Annotated in this window: 10 protein-coding genes; all 10 read left to right on the forward strand. The window is 44.1% G+C overall.

Going from position 1 to position 16,705, the window contains the following annotated elements:
• Nucleotides 1–38: 38 nt before the first annotated feature.
• The 10 genes from FHS10_RS00290 to FHS10_RS00335 all read left to right on the forward strand — a co-directional run bounded on the left by FHS10_RS00290 (nt 39) and on the right by FHS10_RS00335 (nt 16,596).
• Nucleotides 39–3,308: a SusC/RagA family TonB-linked outer membrane protein gene (locus tag FHS10_RS00290; protein ID WP_259086626.1), complete on the forward strand. Its 3,270-nt coding sequence runs from the start codon at nt 39–41 to the stop codon at nt 3,306–3,308.
• Nucleotides 3,309–3,319: 11 nt separating this feature from the next.
• Complete coding sequence (locus tag FHS10_RS00295; protein WP_259086627.1) at nt 3,320–4,957, forward strand: RagB/SusD family nutrient uptake outer membrane protein; 1,638 nt, start codon at nt 3,320–3,322, stop codon at nt 4,955–4,957.
• 452 nt (nt 4,958–5,409) lie between these two features.
• Nucleotides 5,410–7,386 carry a glycoside hydrolase family 127 protein gene (locus FHS10_RS00300; RefSeq protein ID WP_259086628.1) on the forward strand — a complete coding sequence of 659 codons (1,977 nt, stop codon included), beginning with the start codon at nt 5,410–5,412 and terminating at the stop codon, nt 7,384–7,386.
• Entirely contained in the window at nt 7,386–9,224 is a 1,839-nt protein-coding gene (locus tag FHS10_RS00305; RefSeq protein WP_259086629.1) for an SGNH/GDSL hydrolase family protein, read from the forward strand. Before FHS10_RS00300 ends, FHS10_RS00305 begins: the two co-directional genes overlap by 1 nt.
• Nucleotides 9,224–9,604: an SxtJ family membrane protein gene (locus FHS10_RS00310; protein WP_259086630.1), complete on the forward strand. Its 381-nt coding sequence runs from the start codon at nt 9,224–9,226 to the stop codon at nt 9,602–9,604. Before FHS10_RS00305 ends, FHS10_RS00310 begins: the two co-directional genes overlap by 1 nt.
• A 9-nt stretch (nt 9,605–9,613) precedes the next feature.
• Entirely contained in the window at nt 9,614–9,763 is a 150-nt protein-coding gene (locus FHS10_RS00315) for a DUF5989 family protein (RefSeq protein ID WP_259086631.1), read from the forward strand.
• A 7-nt stretch (nt 9,764–9,770) separates the two neighbouring features.
• The gene (locus FHS10_RS00320; protein ID WP_259086632.1) at nt 9,771–11,555 is read left to right on the forward strand and encodes a carbamoyltransferase family protein; all 1,785 of its coding nucleotides are present in this window, start codon (nt 9,771–9,773) and stop codon (nt 11,553–11,555) included.
• A 901-nt stretch (nt 11,556–12,456) separates the two neighbouring features.
• The gene (locus tag FHS10_RS00325; RefSeq protein WP_259086633.1) at nt 12,457–13,188 is read left to right on the forward strand and encodes a hypothetical protein; all 732 of its coding nucleotides are present in this window, start codon (nt 12,457–12,459) and stop codon (nt 13,186–13,188) included.
• 50 nt (nt 13,189–13,238) lie between these two features.
• Nucleotides 13,239–14,687 (forward strand): family 43 glycosylhydrolase, encoded by a 1,449-nt coding sequence (locus FHS10_RS00330; protein ID WP_259086634.1) that lies wholly within the window; start codon nt 13,239–13,241, stop codon nt 14,685–14,687.
• Between the two features lie 331 nt (nt 14,688–15,018).
• On the forward strand, nt 15,019–16,596 hold the full coding sequence (locus FHS10_RS00335; protein WP_259086635.1) for a glycoside hydrolase family 43 protein: 1,578 nt from the start codon (nt 15,019–15,021) through the stop codon (nt 16,594–16,596).
• Nucleotides 16,597–16,705 lie beyond the last annotated feature (109 nt).

The following is a 16,705-nucleotide window of genomic DNA, read 5'->3' on the forward strand; positions in this document are numbered from 1 at the left end:
GTAAAATTATGAGGATCACTTTTAGTCAAATTATAATCATGCTTGTGTTTACAGGCATCTCCTTTGCAACTACCAGCAAAGGGCAGGGCCTGCTTGATAAGCGGGTTGATTATAATATTCAAAATACAAGCCTTACCAACGCTATACAACAACTGGAAAAAGTAACCAGCCTGAAGTTTGTATACCGCAAAAACCTTGTAGAAAATGAACTTGGCCTTTCTATCGATGCCAAACAGGAAAAGCTGGGCACCGTGCTTAGCAAGCTGTTAACGCCAAGAGGTATTACGTACGATATTATTGGCGATCAAATAGTTTTGGCAAAGGCTATAACCGTCACAAAACAACCCGATGCAGTGAATACCGATGAGCCCGAAAATGCATCACTGGCAGTCACCAAAACCATAACCGGTAAAGTAACCGATGATCATGACCAGCCTTTACCGGGTGTTACTGTAAGCATAAAGGGTACCACTATGGGCACCCAAACCGATGCAACCGGTAAATACACCCTGAACATTCCGGATGCCGAAACCGAAAAGGCTATCCTTAATTTTTCTTTTATTGGCTTTAGCTCGCAGGAAATACCTGCCGGCGGCCGTACGGTGATCAATGTGCGCCTGGTAGCATCGCCAAGCTCGCTTAATGAGGTTATTGTTATTGGTTATGGCAGCCAGCGTAAAGGTGATGTAACCAGTTCGGTAGCTACCGTTAAGGCCGAAAACTTTGTAAAAGGCCCGGTGTTAGATGCCGGCCAGTTATTGCAAGGCAAAGTGGCCGGTCTTTCGGTATCTGCGCCCAGTGGCGATCCTACATCGGGCTCCGTGATCCTGTTAAGGGGAAACACTACCTTGTTGGGTGCCAACTCCGATCCTTTGGTATTGGTGGATGGTGTCCCCGGCAGTTTAAAAACCGTAGTGCCCGAGGATATTGAAACCATCGATGTGTTGAAGGATGGATCGGCAGCAGCTATTTATGGTGTACGTGGTACCAATGGGGTTATCATCATCACTACCAAACGCGCCAGCAGCAATTTTACCAACGCGGTTGATTATAGCGGCTACGTAAGTACCCAAACCCTTGCCCGCGAACCCAAATTGTTTACCGCCGCCGATTACCGTGCCCAGATAGCGGCGGGCACCCGGGATAAATCATATGATTTGGGCAGCTCGACAGATTGGCTTAAAGCGATATCAAACAGCCTGCCGGTTACTACGGTACATACCCTTACTTTAAGGGGCGGTAACAGTAAAACCAATTATTTGGCTTCGGTTAATTACCGGTCACTGAACGGGATCTTCCTTAAATCAGATAACCGTACTTTCTCGGGCCGGGTTGATATCAATCATTATATGTTTAATGATAAATTGAAGATCAACTTTGGTTTATTGCAGCAGGATAACGCCTTTACCCAAACAGCGGATGGCGGTACGTTTAATGGTTACACCTACCGCCAGGCTATACTGCAAAATCCAACCGCGCCCGTAAAAAATGCCGATGGTACTTATTTTGAGCAACCAAGTATTTTCAATTACCAAAACCCGGTATCGATGATTTACAACAGTGACGGGAGAACATCAAACACAACAGCAAAATACAACTCAACCATTACCCTTACGCCAATTGATGGCCTTAAGCTATCGGCATTGGGTTCATACACGCGTTTTAACCAAACTGCCGGCTATTCAGAAAATAAGGAGAATATCTCCAACATCCGTGACCACTTGAATGGTTACGCCGCTGTAGGTTCTTTACAGTCAATAGATAGATTGTTGGAGTTAACCGCTGAGTATAAAAAAACAATTGGCGATCATAATTTTTCGGTTTTAGGTGGTTACAGCTACCAGGATAATGATACGTTCTCGTTTTTTGAGCAAAACCACGATTTTCCTACCGATATATTTAGCTATAACAACATTGGTTTAGGCCGTGCCGCGGCAAACGGCTTGGGTGTTGAAAGCAGTACAAGATCAGAAACCAACCTCATCAGCTTTTTTGGTCGGGCTACCTATAACTATAAAGACAGGTACCTGTTATTAGCCAGCGTACGCCGTGAGGCCGCCAGTCAGCTTTATGGTGCAAAAGAACCCTGGGGAACCTTCCCGGCTGTGCAGGTAGGATGGCGGATCACCAAGGAATCATTTATGCAGGGGCAGCAAATTTTTGATGATTTGAAGTTACGTGCAGGTTATGGTGTTACCGGTAACCAGCCGGCACAGGGCTTTTTAGGTGTAGGTTTATTAGGCTATGGCAACTATGTGTTATCAAACGGTCAATGGGTACAAACGCTTGGTCCGTCGCAAAATCCAAACCCAAACCTGCGTTGGGAAGAAAAACATGAAACCGATCTGGGATTAGACTACAGCTTGCTTAAAGGGATGATCACCGGCTCGGTTGATTTGTACAACCGTAAAATAGAAGGTTTGTTATATGATTACGCCGTGCCAAGTCCGCCAAACTTATATCCGTCTACCAGGGCAAACGTAGGTGCCATGCAAAATAAAGGTATCGAGGTTTTGTTAAACATTACCCCAATACGTAAGGCTGATTTTCAATGGACAACCAGCTTCAATTTTTCAACCAATACCAATAAACTCATCAGCTTATCAAACGAAACCTATAAAACAACCAGTAATTATTTTACAACAGGTAGCACCGGCGAGCCGATTCAAACCTTTACCAACATCGTAACCGTAGGTAAAAACATCGGTGATTTTTACGGCTTTAAAGTTACTGGTGTATCATCAGACGGACAATGGATTTATGAGGATAAAGACGGTAAGTCAGTAGCGTATAAAGATTTTACCCACTCGTTTGAAGACAAAAGAGTATTGGGTAACGGTTTGCCTAAATATTATGCCGGCTGGAACAACAACATCCGCTATAAAGATTGGGATTTTAGTGTAACCATGCGCGGTGCTTTTGGCTACCAGATCTTAAACTTTCAACGCATGTATTATGAAAACACCTCTATTCAATATTATAACCGCCTAAAATCGGCCAATGATAAAGTTTTTGGTACCGCGGTGCTTAATAAAACAATGCCGTTGGAGTTTAACAGCTATTATATTGAAAACGGCGATTTCTGGAAAATTGACAACATCAACCTGGGTTATACCTTCAACAGTTTAAAATCAAAGTATATCCACGCCCCACGCATTTATGTATCTACGCTTAACACATTTGTAATAACCGGTTACAAGGGGATTGATCCTGAGGTGAGCCGCAGCGGATTGGATCCCGGTAATGATAACCGTGACAAGTATCCAACCACCAGGACATTTACATTGGGCTTAAGCGCAAACTTTTAATCATTAACATCATGAAAAAGATACATTATATATTAAGCAGCGCGGTAGTTTTAACAGCAGCTGCAATTACATTTTCCTGCACCAAATTAAAAGATAAGGACTACGCCACCATTGTGGCCAGCAATTTTACACCCGGCACAGAAGATATAGCCTCGTTACTTGGGGCAGGGTATACCTATTGGCGCCCGCTGGAGCTTGGGCGCAGTGCCAACTCTGTTTTCAGAACAAACGAAATTTCGGCAGATGAACTGGTAATTCCCGAACGCCCTAATGGCTGGGTAGATGGTGGTATTTATCGCCGGGTTCATGAACATAAATGGACATCTGACGAGGATAACTGCTACCAGATATGGAACAACGCCTACGCCGGTATCACTACCTGTAACCGGGTTATTTACCAGATAGAAAATGGCCTTATTCCTATTACAACAGGCAAAGACGCCGCCCTGGCCGAACTGAAGGTTTTGCGTGCATCGTTTTATTACCCGCTTTGCGATTTTTTTGGCAGCGTGCCCATCATCACCAAATTTGATTTACCTGCGGGCTTTTTACCAACGCAGAGCAGCAGGCAGGAGGTTTATAATTTCATCGTTTCAGAAATTACCACCAATTTACCGCTGTTAAGCAAGGCCAATGATCAAACAACCTATGGTAAGTTTAACCAATGGGCCGCGCATGCATTGCTGGCTAAAGTGTACCTTAATGCAGGCGTTTATACTGGTACAGCCGCATGGGATAAATGCATCATCGAGTGCGATGCCATTATCAATTCGGGCGTTGGTTTTGGTTTGGAAGCAAGCCAGAGTTCGGTTTTCGCTACCGAAAATCAAAACTCAAAAGAGATCATTTTCGCCATTCCTTTTGATGAGAAATTTACTGCTGATGGTGCCAACGCTTTTGCTTTACACATGGAAAGCCTTGAGCCCGAAAACCAGGCTACGTATAACTTCCAATATTCGCCATGGGGCGGTATTTGCGCTATACCACAATTTATCAACACGTTTGATCCGGACGACAGCAGATTAAAAAGTAACTGGATACAGGGGCAGCAATACACCCTGGCCGGTGTGCCTATCAATGGCTCATTGGGCGCTTATACGGGTAAACCGCTTAATTATATTAACGTGGTGCCGGGTGTTGATTCAACCGAAGAAGTACACGGTTTCAGGCTTGGTAAGTTTGAGTACAAGCAAGGTGCTTTGCTGGGCTTAAGCAATGACTTCCCGCTGTTTCGTTATGCCGATGTGTTGATGATGAAGGCCGAAAGTATGCTCCGTTCTGGCGATGCCAACGGCGCGGCTTTGTTAGTTACCCAGGTAAGGCAGCGTAATTTTACAGCTAACCCCGCAAAAGCTACCGTTACCGGTGCCGATTTGCAAAAAGGGAGCACGTATGATTACGGCCTGAGAAATCACCTGAATACTACGCACGAAGGTGGTGCCGATATTCAATACGGCAGGTTTTTAGATGAACTGGCCTGGGAATTTAATACCGAAGGGCGCCGCCGGCAGGATTTGATCCGTTTTGGGGTTTATACCAAAAAATCATGGCTGTCGCACTCGCCCAATGGCGATTACCGCGCTTTGCTGCCATTACCAAGGCAGGAAGTTGTTAAAAATACCAACCTTAAACAAAATACCGGTTATTAATAAATGGAAAGCACAGGGCGTTTTACCAGGTTAAATCGCTTTGGGAATATAAACAAGTGAGTTTTAGGCTAAAGCCATTTTGTTGGTTGCTTTATGAACCGTTGACTAAAGTCAAACGGCAATGAATATAAAATCGGTTAGAAATTCATTGCCGTCCCATTTATGGGGCGGAAAAGTAACAATCGAAAGGTGGCTTTAGCCCAATGTGATTAGGTTAAAGGCCTGAAGGGTTGCTCCATAGGAGCAAAAGCTTTGTAGCATATAAAAATTAAGATTTTGCGTGCCGTTAGGTACGCTACACAGCGTTCCGTACCTACGGCACGGAGCTTCGTTTCTTATTATATGCTACAAAGCTTTACCCCCTACGGGGGATGAAACGCTTTACATAATCACATCGGGCTTAGCCTGATAATCCTGTATTTTATGCCTTGTGCTTTTATAATATAAAAAAGATGAAGAGAATACTAATTGTTTTATCGTTTTACTGTGTGGGTGCTTACGCGCAAAACAAAGATTATCCTATTAAACCGGTATCATTTACCAATGTAAAGTTAGATGATCATTTTTGGTCGCCACGGATTGAAACCAACCGTACGGTAACCATACCGGCATCATTTGCCCGTTGCGAAAACACCGGCCGGGTAAAAAACTTTGAAATGGCTGCTGCCAGGAGCGGTAAGTTTTGTACCAAGTTCCCTTTTGACGATACCGATATTTATAAAACCATCGAAGGCGCATCGTATTCCATGGCCGTTCATCCCGATGCAAGGCTGAACGCTTATGTCGATTCGCTGATCACCATAGTGGGTAAAGCCCAGGAGCCAGATGGTTATTTATATACCGCCCGTACCATCGATCCATTGCACCCGCACCCATGGTCGGGGCCGGAGCGTTGGGTTAAAGAGAACGAGCTGAGCCATGAACTATACAACTCGGGCCATATGTTTGAGGCTGCCACAGCACATTACCTGGCCACCAATAAGCGTAACTTTTTAGATATCGCTTTGCGCAATGCCGATCTGTTGGTTAAAACCTTCGGCCCCGGTAAAAGGCACGTGGCCCCGGGGCACGAAATTGTAGAAATGGGCCTGGTGCGCCTGTACCGCATCACCGGGAAAAAAGAATACCTAAACCTTGCTAAGTTTTTTATTGACGAACGCGGTCATCGTGCCTATGATAAAACCAGTACCGACGAGTGGAAAAATGGGATGTACTGGCAGGATAACTTGCCGGTTGTTGACCAGGACGATGCCGAAGGTCACGCCGTAAGGGCCATGTACCTGTACTCGGGCATGGCCGATGTAGCAGCCTTAACAGGTGATAAGGAATACCTTACCGCTATTGATAAGATCTGGAATAACATGGTGAGCAAGAAAATTTATGTTCAGGGCGGAATTGGGGCCGTACCGGGCGGTGAGCGTTTTGGGGCAGACTATGAGCTGCCCAACGCCACGGCTTATAACGAAACCTGTGCCGCCATTGGCGATGTATATTGGAACCAGCGCATGTTTTTGCTGCATGGCGAGGCTAAATACATTGATGTACTGGAAAAGGTGTTATATAATGGCCTGATCTCGGGTGTGGGCCTTGATGGGCAATCATTTTTTTATACCAATGCCATGCAGGTAACCAACGGCTTTACGCATCCGGCGTTGGAGGCCGGCAGGTCGGGCTGGTTTGAATGTTCCTGCTGCCCAACCAATATGGCGCGTTTCCTGCCATCGCTATCGGGTTATATTTATGCCCAAAAAGATAAAGATGTGTTTGTAAACCTGTTTATAGCGGGCAATGCCGCGCTTGAGGTGGAAGGCAAAAAAGTAAACATAGTACAACGCAACAATTACCCCTGGAATGGCACGCTTGCATTTGAGGTATCGCCAGAGGAACCCGCTACTTTTGCCCTGCGTGTAAGGTTACCAGGTTGGGCCAGGGCCGAGGCTATTCCGTCCGATCTGTATTCATTTCAAAATAAAGCCGCTACCCGTATCAGCATAAAATTAAATGGCAAACCAGTAAGCTATAAAATTGAAAATGGCTATGCTATAATAAATAGGCAATGGAAAAAAGGCGATAACATTCAAATGGATTTGCCTATGCAGGTGAAAAAGGTGGTTGCCAACAAGGCACTGGCCGATGATAAAGGCAAAACAGCTTTACAACGTGGTCCGATCATGTATTGTGCCGAGTGGCCGGATAATAAAGCAAGTGTAAGCAGTATCGTGATCCCTGCTAATGCCACTTTTAAACCGGTAGCTGAGGCTGGCTTATTGAATGGTATAACTGTTTTAAAAGGCGAGGTATTGAGTAAAGGCGTTAATGGCGCGGCGGCCAAAAAGGTTGAGCTTACCGCCATTCCGTATTACTCATGGGCCAACCGGGGTAAAGGCGAAATGACAGTTTGGTTTCCTGAAGCAAATAGCGGTAAATAATGGAGAACGGGAAGCTATCCGGTAAAAAATTAAAATGGTTTAGGGCTGTTGCTTTTTGCCTGCCCCTGGTTATTTTAGTTTTTGCCGAGCTTTTTTTACGCTTTTTTAATTACGGGCATAATACCAGTCTGTTTATCCGCTACCCGGATAACCCCGATTATTGGGTGATCAATAAATACGCGTCTGAGCGGTATTTTACCGATACGGCTAATGCTACCAAGGGGAGCATTGAGCCTTTTAAAGTTGTAAAAGCTAAAAATACTTTCCGGATTTTTGTACTGGGCGAATCGACAACGGCGGGATACCCTTACCTGCATAATGGTTCCTTTCACCGCTGGCTGCAATACCGGCTCATGCATACTTACCCGGGCTTGCAATTTGAGGTGATCAACGTTTCGCTTACGGCAGTAAACTCCTATACCGTGCTTGACTTTGGCAGGCAGGTGGTAAAATACCAGCCCGACGCGGTGTTGGTATACACCGGTCATAACGAATATTATGGGGCTTTGGGGATAGGGTCAACCAGTCACATCGCCAATAACCGCTTGCTGGTAAAAACAGTACTTGCGCTAAAAGAACTGCGTTTAATACAGCTTATAAATAACACAATGAGCAGTTTTAAGCCGGCATCCGCGGATATTGACCAGCGTAATAACCTGATGGAGCGTATGGCCCGGCAGCAGGAAATAGGCTATCAGTCTGACGCGTACAAAGCGGGGATTGATCAGTTTAAAAACAACATGGATGAACTGTGCAGTTTTATGCAGCAGCAAAAGGTGCCGGTATTTTTAAGCACGCTGGTGAGCAATCAAAAAGATCTGAAACCATTTATCAGCGGACAGGGTAAACCGGCAGTTTCTGCCGATAATCAGTTCGCGCTGGCAACGGCATCTTACCAGGCTGGCAATTATGCAGCCGCCAAACAACAGTATATTAAAGCAAAAGAGCTTGATTTATTACGATTCAGGGCGCCCGAGGCCATGAACCAGGCAATCATCGGCCTTGCCAAAAAATACAGTAATGTTCATTTGGTTAACGCGCTTGAGGTTTTTGAACAACATTCGCCCCACGGTATTTTGGGAAACGAAACTTTGCTGGAGCATGTGCACCCCAATTTATATGGTTATGCCTTGCTTTCTGAAGCTTTTTATCAGTCGATCAAAGATTCGCGCCTGGTAAAAGCACATCCAGAAAAGGAGATGAGCCTTGCCGAGCTAATTGACAAAATGCCGGTGACTAAAGTTGATTCGCTTTATGGGGCCTATACCATAATGATGCTGCAGGCTGGCTGGCCGTTCAATAAACCCATCCCCGCCGGGTTTAAACGCGGTAGCAGTATGGATGAGCAGCTTGCAGGGGCACTATCCGTAAACCGCATAAGCTGGCTGGATGCCATGAATCAGCTTTTTAAATACAGCATGCAGGTTAATGATAAAAGAACGGCCCTTAAGGCGGTGGAGGCGGTGATGCTTGAAAAGCCTCAAAATACCACTTACCCGGTTTATGCAGGCAGATTAAGTTTTGAATTGGGCGATACGGCCGGCGCGGTTTATTACTTTAAAAAGGCCTATGAATTGGAGCCGTCATTTGCCAATATCCAGAATATTTACCTGGTGTATTTAAAAAGTGATATGTCTGCCGAGGCGATGCCTTACATCGATATGGCTTTAAAGCAAAACCCGGCCTATGCTGGGCTTGCCAATATGCGGGCTATGGTATTAGATATCATCAGGCTAAAGAAGGCAACAGCCCAAACGCCTGATAAGGCATCAACCCAGCGGATAGCCGCGAACTACCATGCTATGGGGGCCGATGAAGCTGCGCAGAAATATAACTGATGGAACATAAAGTGCTAAATCGAAAATTTGGATTAATAACCGGCGGGGCCTGCCTGTTTATAGCAGGATACCAGCAGGTTGGGCACCATCATTTTTCTATGGTACTTGCTATCGTAGGGATAGTACTTGTGCTCGTTGCTTTGACGGTGCCAGTCGTGCTAAATCGATTAAGAATGGTGTGGACTAAAATTGGCGACATTTTAGGGGTGATCAATACCTCCATCATTTTGTTCCTGGTGTTCTTTTTAGTGATAAGCCCGATAGGCTTAATCATGAGGTTGTTAGGTAAACAAGGCCTGGAGCTAAAAACCAAACCCGGTGATACCTATTGGAAACCAACAAAGCCAGCGGCAAACAGCAGCCTGGAGCAGCAATTTTAAACAGATGTTATGGAAATTATAGGCGAGTTTTTGATGTTCTTATGGTCGCGAAAGCGACTTTGGCTTTGGCCGCTATTTGTTTTTCTGTTTATCCTGAGCCTGTTTTTGTTTTTAGCCCAGGGATCGGTGTTGGCCCCTTTTATCTACAGCATATTTTAAGCCGGGTATGTACACGCTTGGGATCTCGGCATATTTTCATGACAGCGCGGCCTGCTTATTAAGAGATGATCACATTGTAGCCGCTGTACAGGAAGAACGCTTCACCCGCAAAAAGAACGACGAATGCTTTCCGTTAAATTCAATCCTGTATTGCCTGCGGGAAGCTAAAATCACCCTTAGCCAGGTAGATCATATTGTTTTTTACGAAAAACCATTCCTGAAATTTGAAAGACTGTTAGAAACTTACCTAACGTTTGCCCCGGCAGGTTTTGTATCATTTATAAAAGCCATGCCTGTATGGCTAAAGGACAAGCTGTTTTTAAAGAAAAACCTGATTAAGCAGTTCAAAAGCATCGACTGTAACTGGAACCCCAAAACAAACAAGCTGCTTTTTACTACGCACCACCAGTCGCATGCGGCCTCGGCCTTTTATCCCTCGCCATTTACCAAAGCGGTTATATTGACCGCAGATGGTGTAGGGGAGTGGACAACCACCTCGGTAGCTATTGGCACCAATAACCGGATTGAACAGGTAAAGGAGATCAATTTTCCGCACTCCATCGGTTTGCTATATTCGGCCTTTACCTATTACCTGGGCTTTAAAGTAAATTGCGATGAATACAAAGTAATGGGCCTGGCACCTTACGGTGAACCATTGTACATTGACCAGATTTTTAAACACCTGGTAGATTTAAAGGAGGATGGTTCCTTTCGCCTCAGCATGCAATATTTTAACTATTGCACCGGTCTTACCATGACTTCATTCCGCTTTAACCAATTGTTTGGTCAGTCGCCAAGGCAAGCCGGAGCAGAGATTAGTCAGTTCCATATGAATATGGCCAGCTCCATCCAGGCGGCCACCGAAAAGATCATGCTTACCCTTACATCAGCTTTGTACCGGGAATATCAAATTGATGATTTGTGCATGGCCGGTGGAGTGGCCCTAAACTGTGTAGCGAACGGGAAAATATTGGAACAATCTGGTTTTAAACGAATCTGGATTCAACCCGCCGCGGGGGATGCCGGCGGGGCATTGGGAGCGGCGTACGCGGTGTATTACAAGTACTCGCAGGATGCGCGAAAGGATACCGGAGGGAGTGATAAAATGCAGAATTCGCTGTTAGGTCCGTCTTTTTCTAACGATGAAATCAGGAAATGCCTGATAGTAAACGGTATCAGTTTTGAAGAGCTATCAACAGAAAAACTCAATGAAAAAGTAGCCACCTTTTTGGCCGATGGAAAAGTAGTAGGCTACTTTAGGGGACGTATGGAATTTGGCCCGCGTGCCCTGGGTGCCCGTAGTATTCTCGCCGATCCACGGAATGCAGGTATGCAAAGTGTTTTAAACCAGAAGATTAAATTCAGGGAGTCTTTCCGGCCCTTTGCGCCTGCTGTGATGGAAGAACAGGCTGCCGATTATTTTGAATTGGCGGCTAAGAGCCCGTATATGTTGCTGGTAACGCGCATTAAACCCGAACATCGTGTACACATTCCGGAAAACGACGCTGTATTAAAAGGCTTTGACAGATTGAAAAACAGCAGATCGGTGATCCCGGCTGTAACCCATATCGGCTATACTGCTCGTTTACAAACTGTTAATTCAAAGGAAAACCCTGGTTTTTACAACCTGCTTCAGGCTTTTTACAAGCTAACAGGTTGCCCATGCCTGGTGAATACTTCCTTTAACCGTATGGACGAACCGATAGTAAATACTCCCCAAGAAGCCCTTGACTGTTTTATGCTGACTGGTATGGATATTTTAGTATTGGAAGATTTTTTGTTGCGAAAATAGGTATCAGTAGTTTGATGATAATCTTCTTGATCGGGATCTTATAGTTAAGTATCGGTCTTGTGCTTCCCTCCCTGCTGAACCTCGCCTTAAATGGAGTCTCCACAAAATTTGCGGGTGCGGCGGTTGGCGTTTACACTACCTTCCAGCAAACAGCTTTGATATTAGATGTCTATATCATTGGCGGGATTTTTTATACCGTAGCACGGACAGATCCTGGTAGCTGGGATTAATTAAAGGCTATAGCTATCAGGACAATATTTTGATACTATTATTGTCCTGAAACGAAATGAATAGTGTTTTTCATCTAATCGCCTCATTTTCAAGTACACTTAACGATACAGCTATACAATCACTTTTGGGAGGATATTCAGCTTTTAGTGCGTTTAGTCGCATAAAATCAGATAAGGGGACGATACAATTATCCGGACGTGTCCAAAGACTTAGGAAGATATTCAATCGCCGTTGATTATTATTTTATTCCGCCCTTTTGATTATTGGTTGGACATTTTGTGTGCGTTGACCATACAATTCAGTACCAAACGTTTACCCACAAGTTGTGATTTGCTTTCATTCTTTGAACAACTGATAAATGATGGTAAAATTGTTTCTAACGCTGTATTTTATACCACATTATTGACAAAAGTTGACTTTTATTGCTGAATAGTGTCACGCAGTCCTTTTCTGAAGGCATAGTTTTGGGTCAATAATTTATAAGCCATTTTTAAAAATTGGGGAAACATTTTAATGTTGACGCAAAATATCATCAATAATACTTGAAGGTATTAGGCTATCGATGTATTGTAGGTAAAAGATTTCTATGCAATTCACCAACAAGCCAAACTTCAATGTATTTCTGAAAATTCATTAATTATCAAAATTGACTTAAGTTAAAGTATCTACTATGAATATTAAACGCAGTGCATCGTTGTTGGCGGCGGCCTTTGTAATTTTGGCAGGATTAAGGTCACAGGGACAGTCTGCAACTTCAGGCAAGATCGATGTTATAACCGAAAATGATACCGCACGAAGCCTGATACCATTCTTTATCCCAGCGACCGCATCAAAAAAGAACCCGGATTCTGAGGGGTTTATTCGGCGTTGGTTGCTTTTAGAGCCCATTAACAAATCAATACGTAGTAATCTTGTTTTTACAGATAGCTATCTGCAAAAACAATTTGAAACCGATTATTTCCCAAACCAGTTTACCGCTATCCCGAAGGATGGGGAAAAAGTAAAAGTTGGGGAGCAGGAATTGTTATGGCATGCATTGGAAAGCCCCAATTTCAATGTCAAATTATTTCGTTTTGCCTATGGGTTAAGGAAACAGACCTACGCCGTATTGTTTTGGGCAGTAACTATAGTGAACAGTCCGCGCGAAATAAAAAACGTAAGATTGGCCGTAGGCTCAAACGGAGGATCAACGTGGTGGCTAAACGAAAAAGAAGCAGTGGTACTTGATGGCGATAGACGCATGGTGATGGATGATTGTGTCTCAACCCGGTTGACACTTAATAAAGGAAAAAATATAATACGGGGAGCCCTAATCAACGGGCCGGGGCTAAGTGATTTTTGTGTTAGACTGTTGGATGAAAAAGGAGCGCCGGTAAAAGATCTCACCATCACACTGCAATAAATTAACCTATCACCCATTTAACATCGAATTTGAAAAGCAATTGATTCATTATGAAATTAATAGTAAAGGTAATAAGTACTATAGCCCTGTTTTCGTTATTATCAACCAGGCAGGCCAATGCACAAGTTGGCAAACCATTTATACATGACCCCTCCACGATTGCAGAATGCGATGGAAAGTATTACACATTCGGAACATTTGGAGGCGGATTAATATCCGATGATGGCTGGACATGGAATGGGGGCGCGGTAAGACCCGGCGGCGGAGCCGCCCCTGATGTATTAAAAATTGGTGATCGCTACCTTATTGTTTATGGTGCCACCGGCGGTGGCCTGGCCGGCGGTCATAATGGGAAAATATTGACCATGTGGAATAAATCGCTCGACCCGAAATCTCCTGATTTTAAATATTCGGAGCCAGTTGAAGTTGCCTCGTCCGATGGTATAGAGGATAATGACGCGATAGATCCCGGGCTTCTTTTGGACCCAACCGATGGAAGATTATGGTTATCCTACGGCACTTATTTTGGATATATCCGTCTTGTGGAGCTTGACCCCAAAACAGGTAAACGTGTGGAAGGTAATAAAGCATTAAACATAGCCATCGATTGTGAGGCCACAGATCTGTTATATCGGGATGGATGGTACTATTTGCTTGGAACACACGGAACATGCTGTGACGGCCCAAACTCAACCTATAATATTGTTGTTGGCCGCTCCAGGAAGGTAACCGGCCCATATATTGATAACATAGGAAGAGGTATGTTGAAAGGAGGTGGCAAAATGGTAGTTGCAGCCGGCGATAGGCTGATTGGGCCAGGGCATTTCGGCCGTATAGTAATTGCCGACGGCGTTGAAAAGATGTCTTGTCACTACGAGGCAGATTTGGATCAAAGTGGTCGTAGCGTATTAGGCATCCGCCCATTACTGTGGAAAAATGGATGGCCTGTAGCTGGCGATAACCTTAAAGAAGGAACTTATGAGATTGAGTCTGAACGTAGGGGATACGCTCTGGAATTAAGAGTTGATTTTACAAGAATGCCAGGTGGAATGCGATTTAATCGAAATAATGATGAACCGGTAAAACCGGTGCCATCCCAGGAATTGGCAGATGTAGTTAAAAGCTGGCCGACCGGAAACATTGGTGTAAGAATAAATGATTATATGTTTCGTCCGCATCAAAAATGGGCAATTTTACAAGTTCCCGGCGCAGGAGGATACCTGGGCGGACCATATTATAAAATTGTAATTGCCGGAACAGATCGTGCATTAGCGGCAACGGCAGAAAGCGAGCTTATTAGCGTTCCAACGTTTACTGGTGCGCCTGAACAATTATGGCGAATCGATCAACTGACTGATGGAACTTATAGGATTATGCCAAAGGTGGTTCCAAATTCGAAAGAACAGCTGGCTTTAGTGTCGTCTGGAGACAGCACACCGACGCTCGCAAAGTTTGATATGAATAGTGATAATTCCAAGTGGAATTTTAGGGTTCATTAACTTATTAAGTACACTCCCTGAAAGTTTTGTTTATGACTGATGATGCTATTGATTAAAGTTTTGAATATCCTCTTTGTTTTTATTGATTGTGTTTGCAATAAATATAATCAGGAGAAGGTGAAAGCGGCCTGAAAGAACTTGCACCGCTACTGTTTAAACACTGAGCGGTCTTGTAGTGTTAATATATTTTAAGTGCGCTTAATTGTGATTAAAGCAATTAAGCGTGTTTTTTTAACATCTATGCAGATCGTAAAACACTCAAAACATAAAAACGATGTAGTTACCGAATTGTAAATAGAAACAGCTATCCATATAACAGCGCAAACCTACTATGAGTAAAATATTTATTAACCTTTTTTGGGGATCAGCATTTTTTTTATTGGGTTTATCCGCGCCTTTGGCACAAACAGCTCATAATCCCCTTATTTATGCAGATGTGCCTGATATTTCAATAATCAGGGTAGGTAATACTTATTACATGAGTAGCACTACTATGCATATGAGCCCCGGGGTGCCGATAATGAAATCTAAAGATTTAGTCAATTGGAAACTTGTTAACTATGCGTATGATATTTTGGATGATACCGATGACCTTAACCTCAATAATGGCCAAAGTAGTTATGGGCGGGGTTCATGGGCAAGTAGTTTGCGTTATCACAAAGGCCTGTACTATGTATCTACCTTTGCAGGCAATACCGGCAAAACGTATATTTATACCACTCATAATATTGAAAAAGGCCCATGGAAAGCTTTATCCTTTAAACCAAGCCTGCATGATCATTCATTGTTTTTTGACGATGATGGTAAAGTTTATATGATTTATGGAAGCGGGCGCATCATGTTAGCCCAATTGAAGGATGATCTTTCGGGAATAAAGCCCGACACAAAGCCACAGGTGTTGATAGAGAACGCCAGCCTTGCAGCAGGGCCTAATTTAGGGTTGCCCGCAGAAGGCTCCCAGATGTTCAAAGTCAACGGGAAATATTACTTATTCAATATTTCATGGCCGCGTGGTGGAATGCGAAGTGTTCTTATTCACCGGGCAGATAATATTGCAGGCCCCTACCAGGGCCGGTTGGCATTACAGGACAAAGGTGTAGCTCAGGGTGGTTTGGTAAATACACCAAACGGCCAGTGGTTTGCGTATCTTTTCCGCGATTTTGGTTCGGTTGGCCGCGTGCCCTATATGGTTCCAGTAAAGTGGGAAGATGGCTGGCCTGTATTGGGCATAGATCATCATGCCCCCGATACCGTAGCATTACCGGCAAATAAATCATTAATACCAGGTATAATCTCGTCGGATGAATTTAACCGTAGTCGCGGTGAGCGCGAGTTGCCCCTGGTTTGGCAATGGAACCATAACCCGGTTAACCAATTATGGTCGGTGAGGCAGCGTAAAGGATACCTCAGGCTAACTACAGGGAGGCTTGATACTACTTTAATCACAGCGAGAAATACGCTTACACAACGCACGTTCGGCCCCGAATGCTCTGCTATAACTGCTCTTGATGTTTCTGGACTTAAAGACGGCGATTATGCCGGCCTTGCATTGTTACAGCAAAAATTTGGATGGGTAGGGGTAAAGGTCGAAAATGGTAATAAGTTTATCGTTATGGTAAATGCACAGGGTGCTTCTCCAACAGAGTCGGCAAGTATTCCGCTATCCCAAAGCCTGGTGTATTTAAAGGCGGCGTGTGATTTTAAAGACAGGACTGACAAAGCGTATTTTTATTATAGCATCGACGGAAATAACTGGATAGCAATTGGCAGTACGCTTCAAATGGCTTATACCATTCCACACTTTATGGGTTATAGGTTTGGCCTGTTTAACTATGCCACAAAAATCACGGGAGGCTATGCCGACTTCGATTATTTTAGGTTAGGCGATAAGATTGCCACCCCACATTAATCTGCTTGTTTAAAGCAGACAGGGTTTTCATGTTAAATAAAACACCTTATTTTATCTGATTATAAACACCAGTGTTGCAATTGGATGAATCAGTGCTATTCTGAAATTG

The organism is Mucilaginibacter dorajii, assembly GCF_024808255.1.
Classification (GTDB): Bacteria; Bacteroidota; Bacteroidia; order Sphingobacteriales; family Sphingobacteriaceae; genus Mucilaginibacter; species Mucilaginibacter dorajii.